Annotated in this window: 15 protein-coding genes and 1 pseudogene; 11 read left to right on the top strand and 5 right to left on the bottom strand. The window is 59.7% G+C overall.

The window, feature by feature from the left end; translation table 11 throughout:
* Positions 1-25 precede the first annotated feature (25 nt).
* Together EV561_RS17650 and EV561_RS17645 are read left to right on the top strand one after the other, a co-directional pair.
* Entirely contained in the window at positions 26-1,186 is a 1,161-nt protein-coding gene (locus EV561_RS17650) for an AI-2E family transporter (protein WP_132523600.1), read from the top strand.
* A gap of 205 nt (positions 1,187-1,391) precedes the next feature.
* Complete coding sequence (locus EV561_RS17645; RefSeq protein ID WP_132523599.1) at positions 1,392-3,179, top strand: hypothetical protein; 1,788 nt, start codon at positions 1,392-1,394, stop codon at positions 3,177-3,179.
* 22 nt (positions 3,180-3,201) lie between these two features.
* Here the strand turns inward: EV561_RS17645 and EV561_RS17640 are convergent, their stop codons facing one another.
* Positions 3,202-4,425, bottom strand: coding sequence for an MFS transporter (locus EV561_RS17640; RefSeq protein ID WP_132523598.1), 1,224 nt, complete (start codon positions 4,423-4,425; stop codon positions 3,202-3,204).
* Between the two features lie 224 nt (positions 4,426-4,649).
* Between EV561_RS17640 and EV561_RS17635 the strand changes: the two genes are divergently transcribed.
* The 9 genes from EV561_RS17635 to EV561_RS17595 all read left to right on the top strand — a co-directional run bounded on the left by EV561_RS17635 (position 4,650) and on the right by EV561_RS17595 (position 12,695).
* On the top strand, positions 4,650-5,561 hold the full coding sequence (locus tag EV561_RS17635; protein WP_132523597.1) for an agmatinase: 912 nt from the start codon (positions 4,650-4,652) through the stop codon (positions 5,559-5,561).
* Positions 5,562-5,593: 32 nt separating this feature from the next.
* The gene (locus tag EV561_RS17630; RefSeq protein WP_132523596.1) at positions 5,594-7,102 is read left to right on the top strand and encodes a winged helix-turn-helix domain-containing tetratricopeptide repeat protein; all 1,509 of its coding nucleotides are present in this window, start codon (positions 5,594-5,596) and stop codon (positions 7,100-7,102) included.
* A gap of 144 nt (positions 7,103-7,246) precedes the next feature.
* Positions 7,247-8,281, top strand: a complete 1,035-nt coding sequence (locus EV561_RS17625) for a LacI family DNA-binding transcriptional regulator (protein ID WP_132523595.1) — start codon at positions 7,247-7,249, stop codon at positions 8,279-8,281.
* A 109-nt stretch (positions 8,282-8,390) separates the two neighbouring features.
* On the top strand, positions 8,391-9,059 hold the full coding sequence (locus EV561_RS17620; RefSeq protein WP_132523594.1) for an amino acid ABC transporter permease: 669 nt from the start codon (positions 8,391-8,393) through the stop codon (positions 9,057-9,059).
* Positions 9,060-9,069: 10 nt separating this feature from the next.
* Positions 9,070-9,732: an amino acid ABC transporter permease gene (locus tag EV561_RS17615; RefSeq protein ID WP_132523593.1), complete on the top strand. Its 663-nt coding sequence runs from the start codon at positions 9,070-9,072 to the stop codon at positions 9,730-9,732.
* Between the two features lie 49 nt (positions 9,733-9,781).
* Positions 9,782-10,585 carry a transporter substrate-binding domain-containing protein gene (locus tag EV561_RS17610; RefSeq protein ID WP_132523592.1) on the top strand — a complete coding sequence of 268 codons (804 nt, stop codon included), beginning with the start codon at positions 9,782-9,784 and terminating at the stop codon, positions 10,583-10,585.
* 22 nt (positions 10,586-10,607) lie between these two features.
* The gene (locus tag EV561_RS17605; RefSeq protein WP_132523591.1) at positions 10,608-11,387 is read left to right on the top strand and encodes an amino acid ABC transporter ATP-binding protein; all 780 of its coding nucleotides are present in this window, start codon (positions 10,608-10,610) and stop codon (positions 11,385-11,387) included.
* Positions 11,388-11,420: 33 nt separating this feature from the next.
* Positions 11,421-12,356, top strand: coding sequence for a 2-hydroxyacid dehydrogenase (locus EV561_RS17600; protein ID WP_132523590.1), 936 nt, complete (start codon positions 11,421-11,423; stop codon positions 12,354-12,356).
* A gap of 15 nt (positions 12,357-12,371) precedes the next feature.
* A complete protein-coding gene (locus tag EV561_RS17595; protein ID WP_132523589.1) occupies positions 12,372-12,695 on the top strand; it encodes an antibiotic biosynthesis monooxygenase in 324 nt (107 codons plus the stop codon).
* Between the two features lie 17 nt (positions 12,696-12,712).
* On the opposite strand, the pseudogene EV561_RS17590 reads toward EV561_RS17595, so the two are convergent.
* The 4 genes and pseudogenes from EV561_RS17590 to EV561_RS17575 all read right to left on the bottom strand — a co-directional run.
* Positions 12,713-12,970: pseudogene (locus EV561_RS17590) on the bottom strand (transposase); the annotation flags it as partial.
* A 13-nt stretch (positions 12,971-12,983) separates the two neighbouring features.
* Positions 12,984-14,429, bottom strand: a complete 1,446-nt coding sequence (locus tag EV561_RS17585) for an HlyD family type I secretion periplasmic adaptor subunit (RefSeq protein WP_132523587.1) — start codon at positions 14,427-14,429, stop codon at positions 12,984-12,986.
* A 14-nt stretch (positions 14,430-14,443) separates the two neighbouring features.
* On the bottom strand, positions 14,444-16,159 hold the full coding sequence (locus tag EV561_RS17580) for a type I secretion system permease/ATPase (protein WP_132523586.1): 1,716 nt from the start codon (positions 16,157-16,159) through the stop codon (positions 14,444-14,446).
* A 103-nt stretch (positions 16,160-16,262) separates the two neighbouring features.
* Positions 16,263-16,838, bottom strand: coding sequence for a PE-PGRS family protein (locus EV561_RS17575; protein ID WP_132523585.1), 576 nt, complete (start codon positions 16,836-16,838; stop codon positions 16,263-16,265).
* Between the last annotated feature and the right edge of the window lie 416 nt (positions 16,839-17,254).

The following is a 17,254-nucleotide window of genomic DNA, read 5'->3' as shown; positions in this document are numbered from 1 at the left end:
GGGATAGGGAGGACGGGATGGGGCGATGGAGCAAACCAGCGATACGACACCGCAGAAAACCGACACGGGGCAGATTTCCATAGAGGCAAGGGTAAGCGACCTTGTCAGATTGGGTATCATCGCGCTTTTCACCTATTGGACCCTGCGTCTGATAGCGCCTTTCGCGCTGATCATCGTCTGGTCGGCGATCCTTGCCGTTGCGCTCTTTCCACTGTTCCAGGGGTTGTCGCGATTGCTCGGAGGTCGGCCCATCATTGCCGCGACCACCATCGTGGTGGCTTGCCTTGTGCTGATCATCACGCCATTGGCACTTGTTGCCGTCAACTTCATCGACGCGGCGGAGGTGCTTATCGAAAAATTGAGGAACGAGAATTTGACGTTGGCGGCAGCGCCGGAAGCCATTCGCGGATGGCCTATCGTCGGCGAGCGGATTTATGCGTCATGGAATCAGATCGCAAGCGATCTCGCTGCCGCCATCATCAGGTTCGAGGAGCCGCTCCGCCGTGCCCTGGGCGTCGTTATCGGAAAGCTTGCCTCGATCGCCGGCGGCGTATTGGGCTTTGTCGCCTCGATCATTCTTTCCGGCGTCTTTCTCACCATGTCGGACCGGCTGGCCGAAACGATCCACGTGCTGGCAAGGCGGATTGCCGGCGACAAGGGCGTTGGCTTTGCGCGTTTGGCCGGAACGACGGTACGAAATGTCTCGCGGGGCGTCATCGGCGTTGCCTTCCTTCAGACGCTGCTGTGCGCCTTATGCTTTGCCTTCTTTGACGTCCCGGCCCGTGGTGCATTGACCTTTGTGGTACTCGTGCTCTGTCTGATGCAAATCGGGCCTGCATTGGTGCTGGTTCCCCTGATCATTTGGGGTTGGTACTCCTGGCCGGCTACGACGGCACTCGTCTTTACCGTCATTTCGATTCCCATCCTGATCGTGGACAACATATTGAAGCCGATCCTGATGGCCAGGGGCCTCACGACACCGATGGCGATCATCGTGATTGGCGTGATCGGCGGCACCCTTTCCTATGGTCTGCTGGGTCTGTTCCTGGGGCCGGTTATTCTCAGCGTCTTTTATGAGCTGCTGCGCGCCTGGGCTTGGCCGTCAGGGACATCGAGCGTAGCGCAGGCCACGTTGAAGGATGTTGCGCAGCAAACGTCGCCATCCCCTGAGCGGCCCGTGACATAGCGGAAGCGCCCAACCCCGGCCGGAGACGAGGGCCGTCGACCAACGCTCCATTGAACCGATCGCGATCCTCAGTCACCAAATGTGATGGCCAGTTTATTTAGCTATTTCGAGATGTAATGAATACGCTGTTGCAGCCACTCGTAGCTATGGATATGATAAATTAGTAATTACTCATGTCATAGCGCGATGTTGGGTGAGGGCGATCATGGACACCGCAAAAATCGACGCTGTCGGCAGTCCAGGACCTACGGCAGAAGAAGTCTGTCGCCAACTGGAACGGATCCTCGCAAGCGAGGAATTTCTTTCTCCCGATCGCGGGCGAAGGTTTCTGCAATTTATCGTCGACGAGACCTTGGCAGGGCGGTCCGAATTCCTGAAGGCGTTCACGATCGCAAACCAGGTCTTCGGCCGGGAGGTTTCATTCGATGCCCAGAATGATCCTGTCGTCAGGATCGAGGCGGGCCGCATTCGAAGAGCGCTGGAACGATATTACCTCATCTCAGGACAGGACGACGAGGTAACCATCACGATACCAAAGGGCAGGTATGTGCCGCATTTCGAATACTCTCGGTGCCCGCAAACGCTGGTACTGCCCGCGCCGGAGCCTGAGGTGCCGGAGAATATTCAGCCCGTCAGCCCCGATCAGCCAAAGCCGACACCACGGCCTGGCCAGATGCAACTGCGCGCTTTCCTGGCACTCGGAACTGTACTGGCGATCGGTGCTGCATCTTTCTACGCTTTTCACGCGCAGCCACTTCCCGTTTCGCAGGCTCCTCTTCCGGAAATGTCGGCAGGAGAAACGTCTCAGCCGCGAGTTGTAATTGAATCTTTCGAAGATGGCGGCTCTGCAGATGCAGCGTCGGACTTCGCACATGGCTTGAGGAGCGAAGTCATCGGTCAACTCACGAAGTTCGCCGACATTCTCGTTATCGCCGATCCGTCGAAATCCAACCAGCAAAACCCCGTCGGTTATGCCTTGCAAGGCAACGTTCAGTTTGATGGCGACAGGATACGCTCTGTTGCCCGGCTCGTGCGCCAGTCCGACGGCGTAGTGATCTGGGCAAACAACTACGATGCCGATCTTCGTGTCCGCAATAAACTCGATATCCAGGCAGATGTCGCCGCGCAGATCGCAGGCGCTGTCGCCCAGCCATATGGCGCCATGTTTCAGACCGACGCAGATACGATCGCGCGACAGTCTCAGACCGGCGGCAGTGACGTCTACGCCTGCACACTGGCCTATTACAGCTATCGCCGGTCGATGAATAGCCAGAGCCACAATACGGCACTCGGTTGCCTGAAAAGAGTGACCGAGCGATTTCCCGAGAGCGCCACGTCATGGGCGCTCCTCTCCCTGACCTATCTGGACGAAATGAGATTTCGCTACAAGTTAGGCACCGTCTCTGCGGCAAAACCGCTTGACCTTGCCGCCAGTGCCGCGGATCGGGCAGTCACGCTGGCGCCAAACGACGCACGTGCTCTCCAGTCCGTCATGTTGGTCAGCTTTTTCAAGGACGACATCGCAAAGGCCTTGCAGGCGGGCGCTGCAGCTTATGCTGCCAACCCGAACGATACCGAAGTCGCCGGAGAATACGGCCTCCGACTGGCAATGTCCGGAAAATGGCAATCGGGCTGCGAATTGATCTCCAATACCGTGAACAAGAACGCCGGCCCGAAGGGATATTATGAGGTGGGCATGGCCCTGTGTGCCCTTATGAGGGACGATCTTCAGGCTGCCGAACTGTGGTCCCGCATGTCCGATCTGCAATACAACCCCATGCACCATCTCGTGCTGCTGTCGATCCTTGGTACAGCGGGGAAGATGGCCGATGCGAAGCAGGAAGAGATCTGGCTGAATGCCAACGCTCCCGAACTGATGAGGAATATTCGTCGGGAAGTTTCCATTCGCCTGCAGCGGCCGGAGGATCAGGAGAGATTCTTCAAGGGACTGCGGGCTTCGGGCCTTGTCGTCGACACCGCGAGTGCGGAGTAAGGTCGCGAGGGAAAGGCCTCCATCAATCCCTCCGTCTCTCCACCATAAGAAAGACAGCCAATAGGCCGGACAGCAGACCGAGGGACAGCGGCAGCCCCTGATGTCCCGCCGCTTGCATTGCCAGTCCTGTCGCCGGCGAGCCCAAAATGCCGCCGATACCCCATGCTGACGCGAACGCCGCGTTACCGGTGATCAAGGCTGGACCGGTGAAACGCTCGCCGAGCTGGATCAAGGACATGGTGTATATCCCGAACGAGACCCCGCCCCAGACGAAAACGAGCGGCCAGATGAGCCATGAGTTGAAGGCCGGCGACACCAGCAGACAGCCGGCTATGCAGGCCAGGACACAGAATAACAAGGTCCGCCTCGAGTCAAATTGTTCGGCTAGGCGCCCGAGCAAAATCTGCAGCACGGCATTGCCTGCGATGAAGCAGGTGATAATCGAAGCAACACGCTCCTCCGCGCTGCCGAGTGCGGCGCCATAGACCGCGAATAGGGAAAGCAGGATCTGTTCGAAGGCGGCAGCCGTGAAAACCGCAAACAACAGGAGGGGCGCCAGTGTGAGGAAGCCGCCGACCGATGTTGACCTGCCTTCTTCATGCGGCATGTTAGGCAGGTGCGGCACCACCGCAAGGACGATCACGCCGCAGAGGAGGAAGGCCGCGATGCCGATCATGAAGGGCGGCCAACCCTGCGTGCCGACCAGGCCAAGCGACAGCGGGCCGATGGCGAAGCCGCCCGAAACGATCGATGAATAGAGGCCCATGATGCGACCCCGGCGCGAGGCGGGGGTGATCGTGATCAGCCAGGTTTCACTGATCACGTAAAGCGGATTGGCAAAGAAGCCTAGCAGGAAGCGCAGCGGCATCCAGGCAATTGCAATCAGGATGATCGCAGCCAGGATCGAACACAGGATCGCAAGCCGTGCTCCGCCCATACGTCGCGCCAGCGCCGGGATGAAGGGCGCGGATGCGATGAAACCCAGCGGTGTCATGGCCGCCGACAGGCCGATCAGGCTCGACGTCGTCCCCTCCCGTTCCAGGATGAAGCTGAGCAGTGGATAGGTCAGTCCCTGAGCCACGGCAAATACCGTGACCGTTGCGATGATACCCGCCATCGCGGCCCACGGAATCCGATCCTCTCGCGGTAATGTCGTGTTGTCGGTAGCGTTGATGTTTCTCAGGGTTACGGGGCTGTCGTGCCGGTCGGACACTTCCGCCGGCCTCGCTGGGGGAGTATCGTTCATGGCAATCCTCCATATGGTTCGAGATTTTGGGGCTCAACCTGAAAGAGGATGACTTCTGCGGGATCGGACGGATGTTGTAATTAAGCTTCCCCAAATAATTCCAAAAACTTCCGAACCGTCTAATCTTGCGACCTTGCAGGCTTAGCCTTCAGCCGGAACATCATCAGGATCATCAGGACCATCAGGACCATCAGGACCATCAGGACCATCAGGACCATCAGGACATGACCGCTTCACCTCGCTTTCTCGGTTTTCCCGATCGCCTCGCCGATGGACGCGTGCCCCGTGCGGTGATCTTTGGAGCCGGTCACGGCAGCACATATCCCGGCAAGGACAGCAGCGGCTATGTCCTTGCTGCCGACGCCATCAGGGCTGCGAGCCAAGACGATGCCGCGCTCGTCGAACACTGGGATTTCGATCTCGGCGGCCCGCTATTCGATGGCAAGCCGATCTCGTGCATCGATGTCGGTAACGTCGAGACATCGATGCACGACAATGTCGGAAACCGGGCACGGATTGAGGCGAAGACCCGCGAGATCCTGGCACTGTCTGCCGTGCCGATCCTGCTCGGAGGCGATGATTCCGTGCCAATTCCCTTTTTTGCCGGCTTTGCCGATCACGGGCCGGTCTGGATCCTGCAGATCGACGCCCATATCGACTGGCGCGACGAGCTGCATGGCGAACGCTACGGCTATTCGAACCCGATGCGCCGGGCGAGCGAGATGGCGCATGTTGCCGGCATGGTGCAGGTCGGCATCCGCGGCGTTGGCAGCGCACGCGTTACCGAGATCGAGGCGGCAAGGCACTATGGCAGCCTTTTCGTGACCGCGCGCGAGGTTCATGCCGATGGCGTCGAAGCCGCTCTCCGGCATATTCCGGAAGGAGCTCGGGTCGTTGTCACGCTCGACTGCGACGGGCTCGATCCGGCCATTATGCCGGGCGTGGCCGCGCGTACCCCCGGCGGCCTTACCTACACCCAGGTGATCGATCTGATCGCGGGCCTCGGCAGGCGGGCCTGGATCGCAGGATTCGACCTTGTCGAGCTCTATCCTCCCGCCGACATCGAGGCTCTGTCGGCGCTGACCGCGGCGCGTCTTCTTGTCAACGCGATCGGCGCCATCGTCAGGCAGGTCTAGACCCCGGCCCGAATGGCCCTAGGATATGCCGCATGCGGGGATTGCGCTTTGCTTTTGGTCCGTTCGTGCTTGATCCGGGTGCGGGAACGCTCCTGCGGAACGGTGATACCGTTGCCGTCAGTCACCGCGGACTGCAGCTGCTTGCAGCGCTCGTCGAGCGGCCCGGCGAAATTCTTGGCAAAGCCGAGCTGATGGATGCCGCGTGGCCTGGCATGGCGGTTGAGGAAGGCAATCTCACCGTCCAGATTTCGCAGCTGCGCAAACTTCTTGGTGTTACCGCCGATGGCGATGACTGGATCGTCACGGTTCCGCGTGTCGGTTATCGCTTTATCGGGGTTATCGAACAGCTTAGCGGCGCGATGCCGAAATCTTTGCCCTTGCCGGACAAGCCATCGATCGCCGTGTTGCCTTTCGTCAATATTGGTGATGATCCCGCGCAGGAATCCTTTGCGGATGGCCTGACCGAAGACCTGATCACCGACCTGTCTAGGACAAGAGGCCTCTTCGTCATCGCGCGCAACTCCGCCTTTGCCTACAAGGGAAAGGCGATGAATGCGCGCGCGATCGCCGAGGAGCTTGGCGTGCGCTATCTGCTGGAGGGTAGCGCAAGACGCATCGCGGGACGCGTGCGCATCAACGCGCAGTTGGTCGATGCTGTAAATGGCGATCATCTCTGGGCGGAACGCTTCGATCGCAGCCTGGACGATATCTTTGCCGTTCAGGACGAGGTCACCGGCAAGATTGTGGAGGCGCTGCTCGGCCGGCTGCGCGCACCGCCACCGCGCAATCGCCCCAAGAGTCTTGAGGCTTATGATCTCTGCGTGCGGGCGCGCAAGCTGATGGACGATTCACCGCAGACGGCGCAGGAGGCGCATTTGATGCTCACGCGCGCGATTGCGCTCGACCCTGATTATGCCGAGGCCTATCGCTGGCTGGCCATGAACCACTGGATGGGATGGGTGCATTCCGGCGGACCAACGGAGCCTGCCCGTGGTATCGCTTTAGATCTGGCGCGCAGGGCTGTCGCGCTTGATCCCAACGATGCCGGCTGCCGCTGGATTCTCGCTTACCTGCTTTCCTATGAGCGCAGTTTTGCCGAGGCGGATGCGGAATTCGCCAAGGCGATCGAGCTGGACCCGAACGAGGCTGACACCTTTGCGGCATTATCCGACATCGCGGTCCTGGCCGGGCGGGTGGGGGAAGGGCTTGAGCATATCGCCAAGGCGTTCCGGCTGAACCCGTTTCCGCCGGGCTGGTATTATCTTGTGCGCGGCCAGGCGCAATATGCGGCCGGCGAATACGCAGCCGCTGTGGAGACATTGCGAAGGGACGAGACCTATCGGACCAGTTCACGCCGGTTCCTGGCGGCTAGTCTTGCGCAGCTGGGCCGTCTCGACGAGGCGCGCGTCGAGGCTGAATTGTTCCTCGTCGGCAATCCGCGTTTTACAATCGGCCACTGGGCGATGACCGAGCCGTTCAGGGACGCGGCAATGCTCGAGCATTTCATCGATGGCTATCGCAAGGCCGGTTTTCCGGAATGACGCGCGACCCAATCGCGCAGGTAGCCTCTGACCTGAATGCGATGATGAGTTGGTCAATACGCAGAAGGATTGACCGCGGCCGCGCGGAGGCCAATGTAGGGAAGGGGCTGTTCGGCCCATTTGAATTTCTGCTAAGCGATATCGATGCCATCCGAAGATAGAAAGAAAAACCGGGTAACGCTTCTTGATGTGGCACGACACGCCGGTGTTTCCCGCGCCACCGCCTCCCTCGTCATCCGCAAGAGCCCACTTGTCGGCGCGGAGACCAGGACGCGTGTCGAGGAGGCCATGCGTGAACTTGGCTATGTCTATAATATGGGCGCAGCTCGTCTTCGGGCCGAGCGCAGCCATACGGTCGGCGTGATCGTACCGAACCTTACCAACCCGTTCTTCGCCGAACTCCTGTCGGGCATCGAGGCAGTGGTCGATTCCGCTGGTATGGTGGTGATCGTGGCAAACAGTGGCGACTCCGTGGAGCGGCAGGACAGGTTGATGCGCCGCATGCGCGAACATGGCGTCGACGGCGTTATCCTGTGCGCGGCCGCCGGCACCGGACCGGGATTCCTGCATCAGCTCACCGAACACAGCCTGCCATTGGTTCAGGTGCTCCGCCATATCTCCGACGATATCGACTATGCCGGCGTCGATTATGCCGGCGGCATGCGCCAGGCCGTCGACCATCTCGCCTCGCTTGGTCACCGGGCAATCGCCTTTGCCGTCCACGGACCCGTTCATTCGGCCTATAGGGAGCGCGTCGAGGGATTTCGCGATGCCATGCGATCGTGCGGATTGAACCCCGACATGATCGTCCGGCTGCCGAACCAGATCCGCGAGATTGCTGCCGCTGCGCATCTTCTCTTCGATGGGGCAAAACAGCCGACGGCGGTGGTCTGCTTCAACGACGTCATCGCACTCGGCCTTGCCGCCGGGCTTTACGACCGGGGACTGAGGGTCGGAGAGAATTTCTCGCTGGTCGGTTTCGACGACGTGACCGACGCGGAGGCCATGCGTCCGCGGCTGACGTCAGTTTTTACAGCGCCTGTCGCGATCGGCGAAAATGCTGCCCGGCTTCTGCTTGACCGGTTGACGGACCCCTCATGCCAGCCTCGGCGGGTGGTGAAGGAGCCGCAGCTTCACATTCGCCAGTCCTGCGGGCCTGTTGCGGCACCTGTTTCTTAACTGCGCGTTAATAGCTGTTGACGCTCGATGGAAAAGCTTTTAGATCGATCTAAACGGTGAGGCGCCGAAGGAGCTGCGTCCAGCCGACTGCTATTGGGGAGGTCCCAAGTTGTATAAATTGAACTTCGAGCCCGTGTTTGCGGGTTTCGACCAGCTTCTCTTGGGCGCCTGGCTGACGATTCAGCTTTCCGTCTTAGCGATGATCCTCGGCCTGATCGTCTCGATCGCCTGCGCCGCCGGTAAAACATCCGGTGTGGCGCCTCTTCGCTGGCTGATCGACGCCTATATCGAAGTCATCCGCAACACGCCCTTCCTCGTGCAGATCTTTTTCATCTTCTTCGGCCTTCCGTCGTTGGGTTTGCGCCTGACGCCGAACAGCGCCGCACTGCTGGCGCTGGTGATCAATTTCGGCGCTTATGGGACCGAGATTATCCGCGCAGGCATCGAATCCATCCAGAAGGGGCAGGTCGAGGCTGGCACCGCGCTCGGGCTCTCGAAGCTGCAGATCTTCCGCTACATCATCATGAAGCCGGCGCTCCGCACGGTTTATCCGTCGCTGACCAGCCAGTTCATCTACCTGATGCTGACATCGAGCGTCGTATCCGCCATCTCTGCGGACGACCTTGCGGCGGCCGGCAACAATCTGCAATCGCAGACCTTTGCGAGCTTCGAGGTCTATATCGTCATCACCATCATGTACCTTGTCATGTCGGTCGGTTTTTCGGCGATCTTCTCGGTCATCGAAAAGGCCGCTTTCAAATACCCCTTGAGCCGATAGGAGCCTGGTCATGCCTCTCATCAGGCCTTTCGGCATCAATGAATTCTGGATCATCGTGATTGCTGCACGATGGACGATCGCGCTTTCGGCGATCGCGTTTGTCGGCGGTGGTATAGGTGGGCTGCTGATCGCATTGCTGCGGGTTTCCGATCTCAGGTGGCCGCGTCTCCTCGCCACCTGGTTCATCCGCGTCTTCCAGGGAACGCCTCTTCTGATGCAGCTCTTTCTGGTTTTCTTCGGCATGAACATTCTCGGTTTCGCCATCAATCCTTGGCTTGCCGCGGCGGTTGCCCTTACGCTGCATGCGAGTGCGTTTCTGGGTGAAATCTGGCGCGGCTGCATTGAAGCCGTTCCGTCCGGCCAAAGGGAAGCGGCGACGGCTCTCGGGCTCAGATACTACAATCGCATGCGCTACATCATCCTGCCACAGGCAAGCAGGATTGCGGTGGCGCCCACGGTCGGTTTCCTGGTGCAGCTCATCAAGGGCACGTCGCTGGCGGCAATCATCGGTTTCACCGAGCTCACCCGCCAGGGGCAGATCATCAACAATGCAACCTTCAGCCCGTTTCTCGTCTTCGGAACGGTGGCGGCTGTTTATTTCGTGCTGTGCTGGCCGCTTTCCGTGCTCGCACGGCGCATGGAATTGAGATTTTCCCGCGCAACGGCACGTTGACGGGACCCGAGCCGGCGGGAGGAAGCCGGCGTAACAGAAAGGGTAGGAAATGAATATTTCGAGACGTATGGTTATGGCCGCGATCGGCGCGGGTCTCCTGGTTGGCGCAATGGCTTCGACGACCTCGGCGCAAACCGTCGACAGCATCAAGTCCGCAGGCACGGTCAAGATCGGCATGCTGGTCGACTTCCCGCCCTTCGGCATCATGAACGCTTCTAACGAGCCTGACGGCTATGACGCCGACGTCGCCAAGCTGCTCGGCAAGGAATGGGGCGTGAAGGTGCAGATCGTTCCTGTCACCGGTCCGAACCGCATTCCGTATCTCCAGAGCAACCAGGTCGACCTGCTCGTCGCTTCGCTCGGCATCACCGAGGAACGCGCAAAGAGCGTCGATTTCTCGCAGCCCTATGCCGGCATCTCGATCGGCGTCTTCGGCGCCAAAGACAGTGCAGTCTCGAAGCCGGAGGACCTTTCGGGCAAGACGATCGGCGTCGCCCGCGCTTCGACGCAGGACACCGGCGTTACCAAGATCGCGCCGAAGGACGCCAAGATCCAGCGCTTCGATGACGATGCCAGCGCCGTCCAGGCTCTGCTGTCCGGCCAGGTTGAACTAATCGGCGTCTCTAACGTCGTTGCCGCCCAGATCGAGAAGGCTGCACCGGGTCGCTTCTCCCAGAAGCTACAGCTCAGCCAGCAGGTCCAGGGTATCGCCGTCCGCAAGGGCTCTTCGGAGCTGCTGGCCGCCGTCAACGCCTTCATCGACAAGGCCAAGGCTGATGGCGAGCTCAACAAGATCCACGAAAAATGGCTCGGCGCGCCGCTGCCTGATTTCGTGGCCAATGCAAAGAAGTAAAGACTGAAAGGGAGTTCCTCGTATGACTGAGGGTAACGCAAACGCAGCGACCGCGGACGTGCGGGGAGCTTCCGATCTGGCCGTAAGCATGGGAGGCGTCAACAAATGGTATGGCAGCTTCCATGCTCTGAAGGATATCGAACTTTCCGTCAACCGGGGGGAGCGGATCGTCATCTGCGGCCCGTCCGGCTCCGGCAAGTCGACGCTGATCCGCTGCATCAACCAGCTTGAAATCATCCAGAAGGGCAGGATCGTGGTCGACGGCCACGATCTGACGGCGGGCGGCAAGAATGTCGATATCGTGCGGCAGGAGACCGGCATGGTCTTCCAGCAGTTCAATCTCTTTCCGCACATGACGGTTCTGGAAAACTGCACGCTGGCCCCGATGAAGGTCCGCGGCATTTCGAAAGCCGAGGCGGAAAAGACCGCCCGCAATTACCTGGAGCGGGTGCGCATTCCCGAACAGGCCGCGAAATACCCCGCCCAGCTTTCAGGCGGCCAGCAGCAGCGTGTGGCGATCGCCCGCGCCCTGTGCATGAACCCGAAGATCATGCTGTTCGACGAGCCGACCTCGGCGCTCGATCCGGAAATGGTCAAGGAAGTTCTGGACACGATGATCGATCTCGCCAGGGAGGGAATGACCATGCTCTGTGTGACCCACGAAATGGGATTTGCGCGGCAGGTCGCCGACCGGGTGATCTTCATGGATCGCGGCGAGATTCTCGAAGTCGGCGCACCGGACGAATTCTTCGGCAATCCGAAGAACGAGCGGCTGAAAGTCTTCCTCGGTCAGATCTCCTGACCGCGGACAATTTTGAAATATGGAATTTCGGACATGAAACCAGGGATATTGCTCGTTGAGCCGATGATGCAAATCATCGAGGAGCGCTTAGACGAAGCCTACACCGTCCATCGTCTCTATGAGCCGGCTCACAAGGCGGCGATTGACGCGGCGCTGCCCGGCATCCGTGCGGTGGCGACAGGCGGCGGCACGGGCCTTTCCAACGAATGGATCGAGAAGATGCCGTCGCTGGGCGTAATCGCCATCAACGGCGTCGGTACTGACAAGATCGACCTGAAATTCGCCCGTAGCCGCAATATCGACGTCACCACCACACCAGGTGTGCTGACCGACGATGTTGCCGATATCGGCATCGCTTTGATGCTTGGCGTTCTGCGCCATGTTGCCAAGGGCGACGCCTTCGTGCGGCAGGGCAAGTGGGGAGCGGACGGTTTTCCGCTCGGCCACAGCCCGAAGGGCAAGCGTGTCGGCATTCTCGGCCTCGGCCAGATCGGCAAGGCTTTCGGCAAACGCGCCGAAGCCTTCGGCATGGCTGTGCGCTACTGGAACCGATCTCCGGTGACCGACACCAATTGGAAATCCTGCTCTTCCCCCTTGGAGCTTGCCGAAGACAGCGATGTGCTCGTTGTCTGCATCGCGGCCAGTGCAGCAACCCAAAACATTGTCGATGCCAACGTGCTGAGGGCGTTGGGGAGCGGCGGTATCCTCATCAACGTCGCCCGTGGCAGCGTTGTCGATGAAGACGCACTGTTGGCCGCGCTGAACGACGGCACGATCGCCGCCGCGGGGCTCGATGTTTTCGTCAATGAACCGACGATCCGCGAAGCCTTTCGTAGCGCACCGAACACCGTGCTGATGCCGCATCAGGGCAGCGCCACGGTCGAAACCCGCATCGCCATGGGCGAATTGGTGCTTGCCAACATCGCCGCTCATTTCGCCGGCGAAAAGCCGCCGACCACCGTCAACTGACTGGGAAAATATCCGATGATCATCCGCCAGGCCTTTTTCGAAGGCACGATCCATGCCGGCCAGGAAGAAGCATTCAAAGCCTATATCGCCGAAAAGCTGATGCCGCTGTGGCTCGCCTTTCCGGGTGTGAGGGAAGTCCGCGTGCTTTACAATATCGAACGGGACGAGGGTGCGCCGGCCTATTCCTTCGTGCTGTCGACCATGTATGAAAGCCGGGAGGCGCTGGCTGCGGCGCTCGATTCAGCCGTCCGGTATGAAAGTCGGGACGTGACCAAGGGGCTGCTCGAAATGTTCGATGGCCATATCCACCACCACGTTTTCGATCTGGCGCTGAGCTAGTTCCGTCCCCTCGTGGTCTTTGCAAGCATCTCGCTTAGCGTCGCTGCGGAGAGCATGGCTTCGGCCAACAGCTTCTTAAGCTTCTGGTTCTCTTCCTCCAGTGCTCTGACCCTTTTGGCATCGAGACCGACATTTCCGAACTGCAGGGATTGCCACCGATAGAAGGTCGGCTCGCTGATGCCGTGCCTATGGCAGACATCCGCGACCGTCACCCCGGCCTGGTGCTCCCTCAGAATGTCCGTGATCTGTTCGTCGTCGAATTTTCTCTTGCCCATGCCCATCACCGCGTCAGTCCTCACGAAATGCCCTGTTGAAACTGTCGAGGAGAGGCCTGACAGCATAGAACGCTACGCTGCTCTTGCCCGTTTCGATCAATGTCTGTGCAGGCATGCCTGGGATCAGTTCGACATCACTCATTTTCGCCAATCGCTCGTCCGTTACGCGGATTGTCGCGGCAAAGTAGGGCTGGCCGGTCTGCGCATCGGTAAGACGGTCCGCTGAAACATATTCGACCCGCCCCTTCAGGAGCGGCACGCGCCGCTGATTGTAGGGAAGCAGGTGAACCTGCGCCTCCAGGCCCGCATGGACGAGATTGATATCTTCCGGCCTGACATGCGCAGACACGATAAGCCGATCGGCGCCCGGCATAAGGTCGACCAGCGGTTCGCCCGCGCCGATAACGCCGCCAGCCGTGTGAATGCGCAAGTTCATGATGACGCCATCGGCGGGCGCGCGGATATCGGTTCTCGACAGTTGATCGTCGATCGCCCGCAAGCGCTCGCGCAGCTGCATGATCTGGCTTTCCGTATCGCGCATGCCTTGGGCGACTTCGCTCAACCGGTCGCTCTCCAGCTTTGCAAGATCGGCCTGCGACTCGCTGATCACCTGGGAGGCGCGGGAGATTTGTGCCTCCACTTCACCTTGCTGGCCATCAAGGTCCGCTCGTTCCCGTTGGAGATTGAGCAGTCTGCTCTTTCGCTCCAACCCCTTGGCGCTGAGGGCAACAACCTGATCCAGCTCTTCCTGCGAGATTGCGGCTCTATTCGCCAGAGACGCTTTCTGCGCGCCAAGCCCGACGATCTCCTGCCGCACCTGCGCTATCTTTTCATTGGTGATCGCTATTTCCGACTGCATGACCCGGCGACGGGCCTCGAAGATTTTCTGTTGCCCGGTCAGGATCGCGCTGACCGAAGGGAATCTGTCCATTGCCGTCCTGAGGTCCGGCGGATAGGCGACATAGTCACTGCCGGTCTGTTCGGCAAGCAAGCGAGCGCGGCTTCCTTCCGCATCCCAAAGCTGCCCTTGGACGCTGTCGCGCTCCGAGCGGGACTTGGTATCGTCGAGTTGTATCACGACCTGTCCGGCTTTGACCGTATCGCCGTTCTTGACGAGTATCCGCCGTACGATTCCGCCCTCGAGATGCTGGATGGTCTTGCGGCTGGACTCCGGCTCGATGATGCCGGATGCGATCGCCGCGCTCTTCAGCGGCGCCAGAACCGACCAAGTTCCGAGGCCGATTATGAAGAAGCAGATTATAAGGTTGCCGGTCCAGGCAACACCTCGAAGCCTCGGCATGGGCGAAGGCGGCGCAAGCCCGGTCTGCTCAGGCACGATCGTCGGCGCATACGGGCGCAACTGCCTGACTGCGGGCTTCGACCGTCGGCCGAACCATTTGCCCGTCTTCGGCGAATTTGAAACTCTTGCCTGTATTGCGTCCAGTTGAACGAGGGTCATGGCAGCATCTCTCCCTACGTTCCTGATTGCGATTGTGGTTGCAGATAGGTGTCATAGATCCGCTCGCTGTCGCCGAACGCGGCCACCGTTCCGTTCCGCATGATGGCAATCTTGTTGGTGATCGGAAGGATGCCCATCCGGTGCGTTATGACAACGACGGTCATCCGTCGGGATTTCATCCGCTCAATTGCGTTGAACAGCATGCGCTCGCCGTCATAATCCAGGCTCGAATTCGGATCGTCGAGAACGACGAGGGACGGATTTCCATAGGCCGCCCGTGCCAGCCCCAGCTGTTGGCGCTGGGCGCGAAGGAGCAGGCTTCCACCCTCTCCGATATCAGTGTCGTAGCCCCGAGGCAGCCGCATGATCGCCTCGTGCAATCCGACGAGCTTTGCGGCGTCGATGGCCTTGCTGGGATCTCCTCCGTCCAGCCGGCCGATGACATCCTTGATTGCTCCGCCGAAGAGTTCGATGTCTTGCGGTAGGTATCCGACGTGGCTGGTCCCCCCGCAAAGGCGAAGAGCAGAGATATCCACACCACCGAGAAGGGCGCATCCGCTCGTTGCCTGCGCGACGCCTGCTATGATGCGACCCAATGTCGATTTTCCAGATCCCGACGGGCCGATGACGGCCACACATTCACCGGGGGCAAGCCGCAGGGTGACGCCCCTCAATATCTGGCGACCAGCGGATGGCAGCGTGTAGCTGACATTGTCGAGAACGAGACCGTTGGGCTCCGGTACCTGCACCATCCGGGCATCGTCCTCGGATGAAACGGCGATCAGCATTCTGTTCAGACGATTGAAGGCGTTGCGCGCAAAGGCAAAAGAGCGCCATGCACCTATTGCGCCTTCGATAGGTGCAAGCCCGCGCCCAAGCAGTAGGCTCGCGACGAAAATGATCCCAGGACTGCTGTTATAGGCTAGTACCAGCCATGTAGCGGCCCCCATCATGAGGATCTGCGTCAGCGTGCGGATCGATTTGGAGAAGCCCAGAATGATCTCCGTGCGATGCATCGCGCTGTCCTGCGCCTGCCTTGCCACTTCGGCATCGCGATAGACGATCTGTGCTGCGCCATCCTGCATGCCCATCGCACGGATCACATGGATGTTTTTGAGCGCAGTCGCAAATCGCAGATAGCTCTTCGAAAGGGCAATATTGGCGTGGGCAAGCGGCCGTCGCGTCGTCAGTTCTGTCAGGATTGCAAAGAACAGAAGGGCGAGTGCGCTGACAAGACCGATCGTCCCAAGCAGGGGGTGCACGAGAAAGAGCAGGGACAGGAATACCAGTGCCCAGGGGACGTCGAAAAGCAACGAACTCGCCGGCGAATCCAGAAACTGACGCAACGTGGCCAGGTCCCTATAGCAGTCCGTGGCGACCGCCGTATCGGCGCGAGCCGCATATTCGAACGATGCGGTGAGCACCATGGGCCGCAACCTGTGGTCCAGCCAGCTGCCGATGCGCGAAAGAGCGGCCCTGCGCACGATATCCAGCGTCGACCCGACCACCACAGCGACGGCGATGATCATCGTCAGCATCAACAGCGTGTCGGCACTTCGGCTCGACAGGACCCGGTCATAGATCTGCAGGAGGTAGATGGATGGCGCGAGAAGAAAGAGATTGTACCCGCAGCTATAGACGAAGACCAGCCCGAAGGCCCCGGCACAGGCTCGGAGCGCAACAACCAGCTGCGTCTGTGGATTCGGCGGCTTTATGGAAATCGTTGTCATTATCAGATCTCGCTGCATTTGATACTGACAAGGAGGGGCGTCCGACCAGTTCATCAAAACATGAGGGTCGTCGGCCGGAACCAGCGACCCTCATGGCCCGAATTCAGGAGCCAAGATGGCTGAGATCGATATCGCCGAAGGCGTTTACGAAATGATCGAGAGCGTTGTTCACCGTCGTCGTTTCGGGATCTGAGTGAACCACTGCTGCCGAAATATCGCCGCCCTGGGCCAGGTTGCCGTTGCCGCCGTTGCCGCCGACGCCGGCGAGAATTGTGGCGTGCTGATCGGCCATCAACTGCGTGTTCTGTGTCGCGGTTGTAGCCGCAGCCACTGCAGCCGTGTCGCCGCCGCTCAAGCTTCCCTGATCACCATCGGAGTGAGAGTCTCCCCCTGCTCCACCGGCGCCGCTTGTAACGGCTGCGAAGAAGCCATTGTTCTGCGCTTGACTTGCGCCACCAGCACCGCCATCGCCAGAGCCCCAGCCTGCCGCCTGCCAAACGTGATCGCCGTTGTGCAGATCGGTATATGCCCCTTCGACTGTTTGTGTGTTGGCGACAAACGCAATCGGGTTGTAAGAAATATCCCCGTGGTTGTAGCCATCGCCGCCGTTACCGGCGTTTCCGTCACCCGCATCCGAGTGGTTGAGATGAATTGTGTCAGATACTTGTGGGATAGGCATTGATGTCACTCCTTCTACTTCGTTTCGTCCGCGTTTCCTTCTACGGCGTAGGTATCCAGCATGTCACCGCCAGCCAAGACAACCGCGTGTGAATATTGCTCGTGTTTTCAACTGCGAACTATCTAGATATTTGGAGACGTTCCTTTGGACGTATACTTCAAGGCGATGGAGCGTTATTTATGCTTAGTCCTTAGTGGTTTGCCAGGGGATGACATGGCCGCGATCGTGCCTGGCACCTTCCGGAACTCCCGCCATTTTCCGAAGCAGATCGCCGGGCTTTTAACCTCGCTGTGATGGGGATTTTCCATCGCCAGCATGTGTCGAGGAAGATGTCGTTGGGGGCTGAAAACTCCCGCTGTTCCCTCGCAAGAACGGTCGCGCAAGATGCAAGGGCGCGCCGATCCAGAGGCGGATCC

This window comes from Rhizobium sp. BK376, from assembly GCF_004341625.1.
Lineage (GTDB): Bacteria > Pseudomonadota > Alphaproteobacteria > Rhizobiales > Rhizobiaceae > Rhizobium.
Note: the sequence above shows the minus strand (reverse complement) of the source record. Positions and strands in the feature narration are given on the sequence as shown.

Bases quoted from the DNA above. Each gene is read 5' to 3' on its own strand.
- EV561_RS17575 (WP_132523585.1), bottom strand. From the start codon at position 16,838: ATGCCTATCCCACAAGTATCTGACACAATTCATCTCAACCACTCGGAT.
- EV561_RS17645 (WP_132523599.1), top strand. From the start codon at position 1,392: ATGGACACCGCAAAAATCGACGCTGTCGGCAGTCCAGGACCTACGGCA.
- EV561_RS17610 (WP_132523592.1), top strand. From the start codon at position 9,782: ATGAATATTTCGAGACGTATGGTTATGGCCGCGATCGGCGCGGGTCTC.
- EV561_RS17595 (WP_132523589.1), top strand. From the start codon at position 12,372: ATGATCATCCGCCAGGCCTTTTTCGAAGGCACGATCCATGCCGGCCAG.
- EV561_RS17605 (WP_132523591.1), top strand. From the start codon at position 10,608: ATGACTGAGGGTAACGCAAACGCAGCGACCGCGGACGTGCGGGGAGCT.
- EV561_RS17630 (WP_132523596.1), top strand. From the start codon at position 5,594: ATGCGGGGATTGCGCTTTGCTTTTGGTCCGTTCGTGCTTGATCCGGGT.
- EV561_RS17640 (WP_132523598.1), bottom strand. From the start codon at position 4,425: ATGAACGATACTCCCCCAGCGAGGCCGGCGGAAGTGTCCGACCGGCAC.
- EV561_RS17600 (WP_132523590.1), top strand. From the start codon at position 11,421: ATGAAACCAGGGATATTGCTCGTTGAGCCGATGATGCAAATCATCGAG.
- EV561_RS17580 (WP_132523586.1), bottom strand. From the start codon at position 16,159: ATGACAACGATTTCCATAAAGCCGCCGAATCCACAGACGCAGCTGGTT.
- EV561_RS17615 (WP_132523593.1), top strand. From the start codon at position 9,070: ATGCCTCTCATCAGGCCTTTCGGCATCAATGAATTCTGGATCATCGTG.
- EV561_RS17585 (WP_132523587.1), bottom strand. From the start codon at position 14,429: ATGACCCTCGTTCAACTGGACGCAATACAGGCAAGAGTTTCAAATTCG.
- EV561_RS17650 (WP_132523600.1), top strand. From the start codon at position 26: ATGGAGCAAACCAGCGATACGACACCGCAGAAAACCGACACGGGGCAG.
- EV561_RS17625 (WP_132523595.1), top strand. From the start codon at position 7,247: ATGCCATCCGAAGATAGAAAGAAAAACCGGGTAACGCTTCTTGATGTG.
- EV561_RS17635 (WP_132523597.1), top strand. From the start codon at position 4,650: ATGACCGCTTCACCTCGCTTTCTCGGTTTTCCCGATCGCCTCGCCGAT.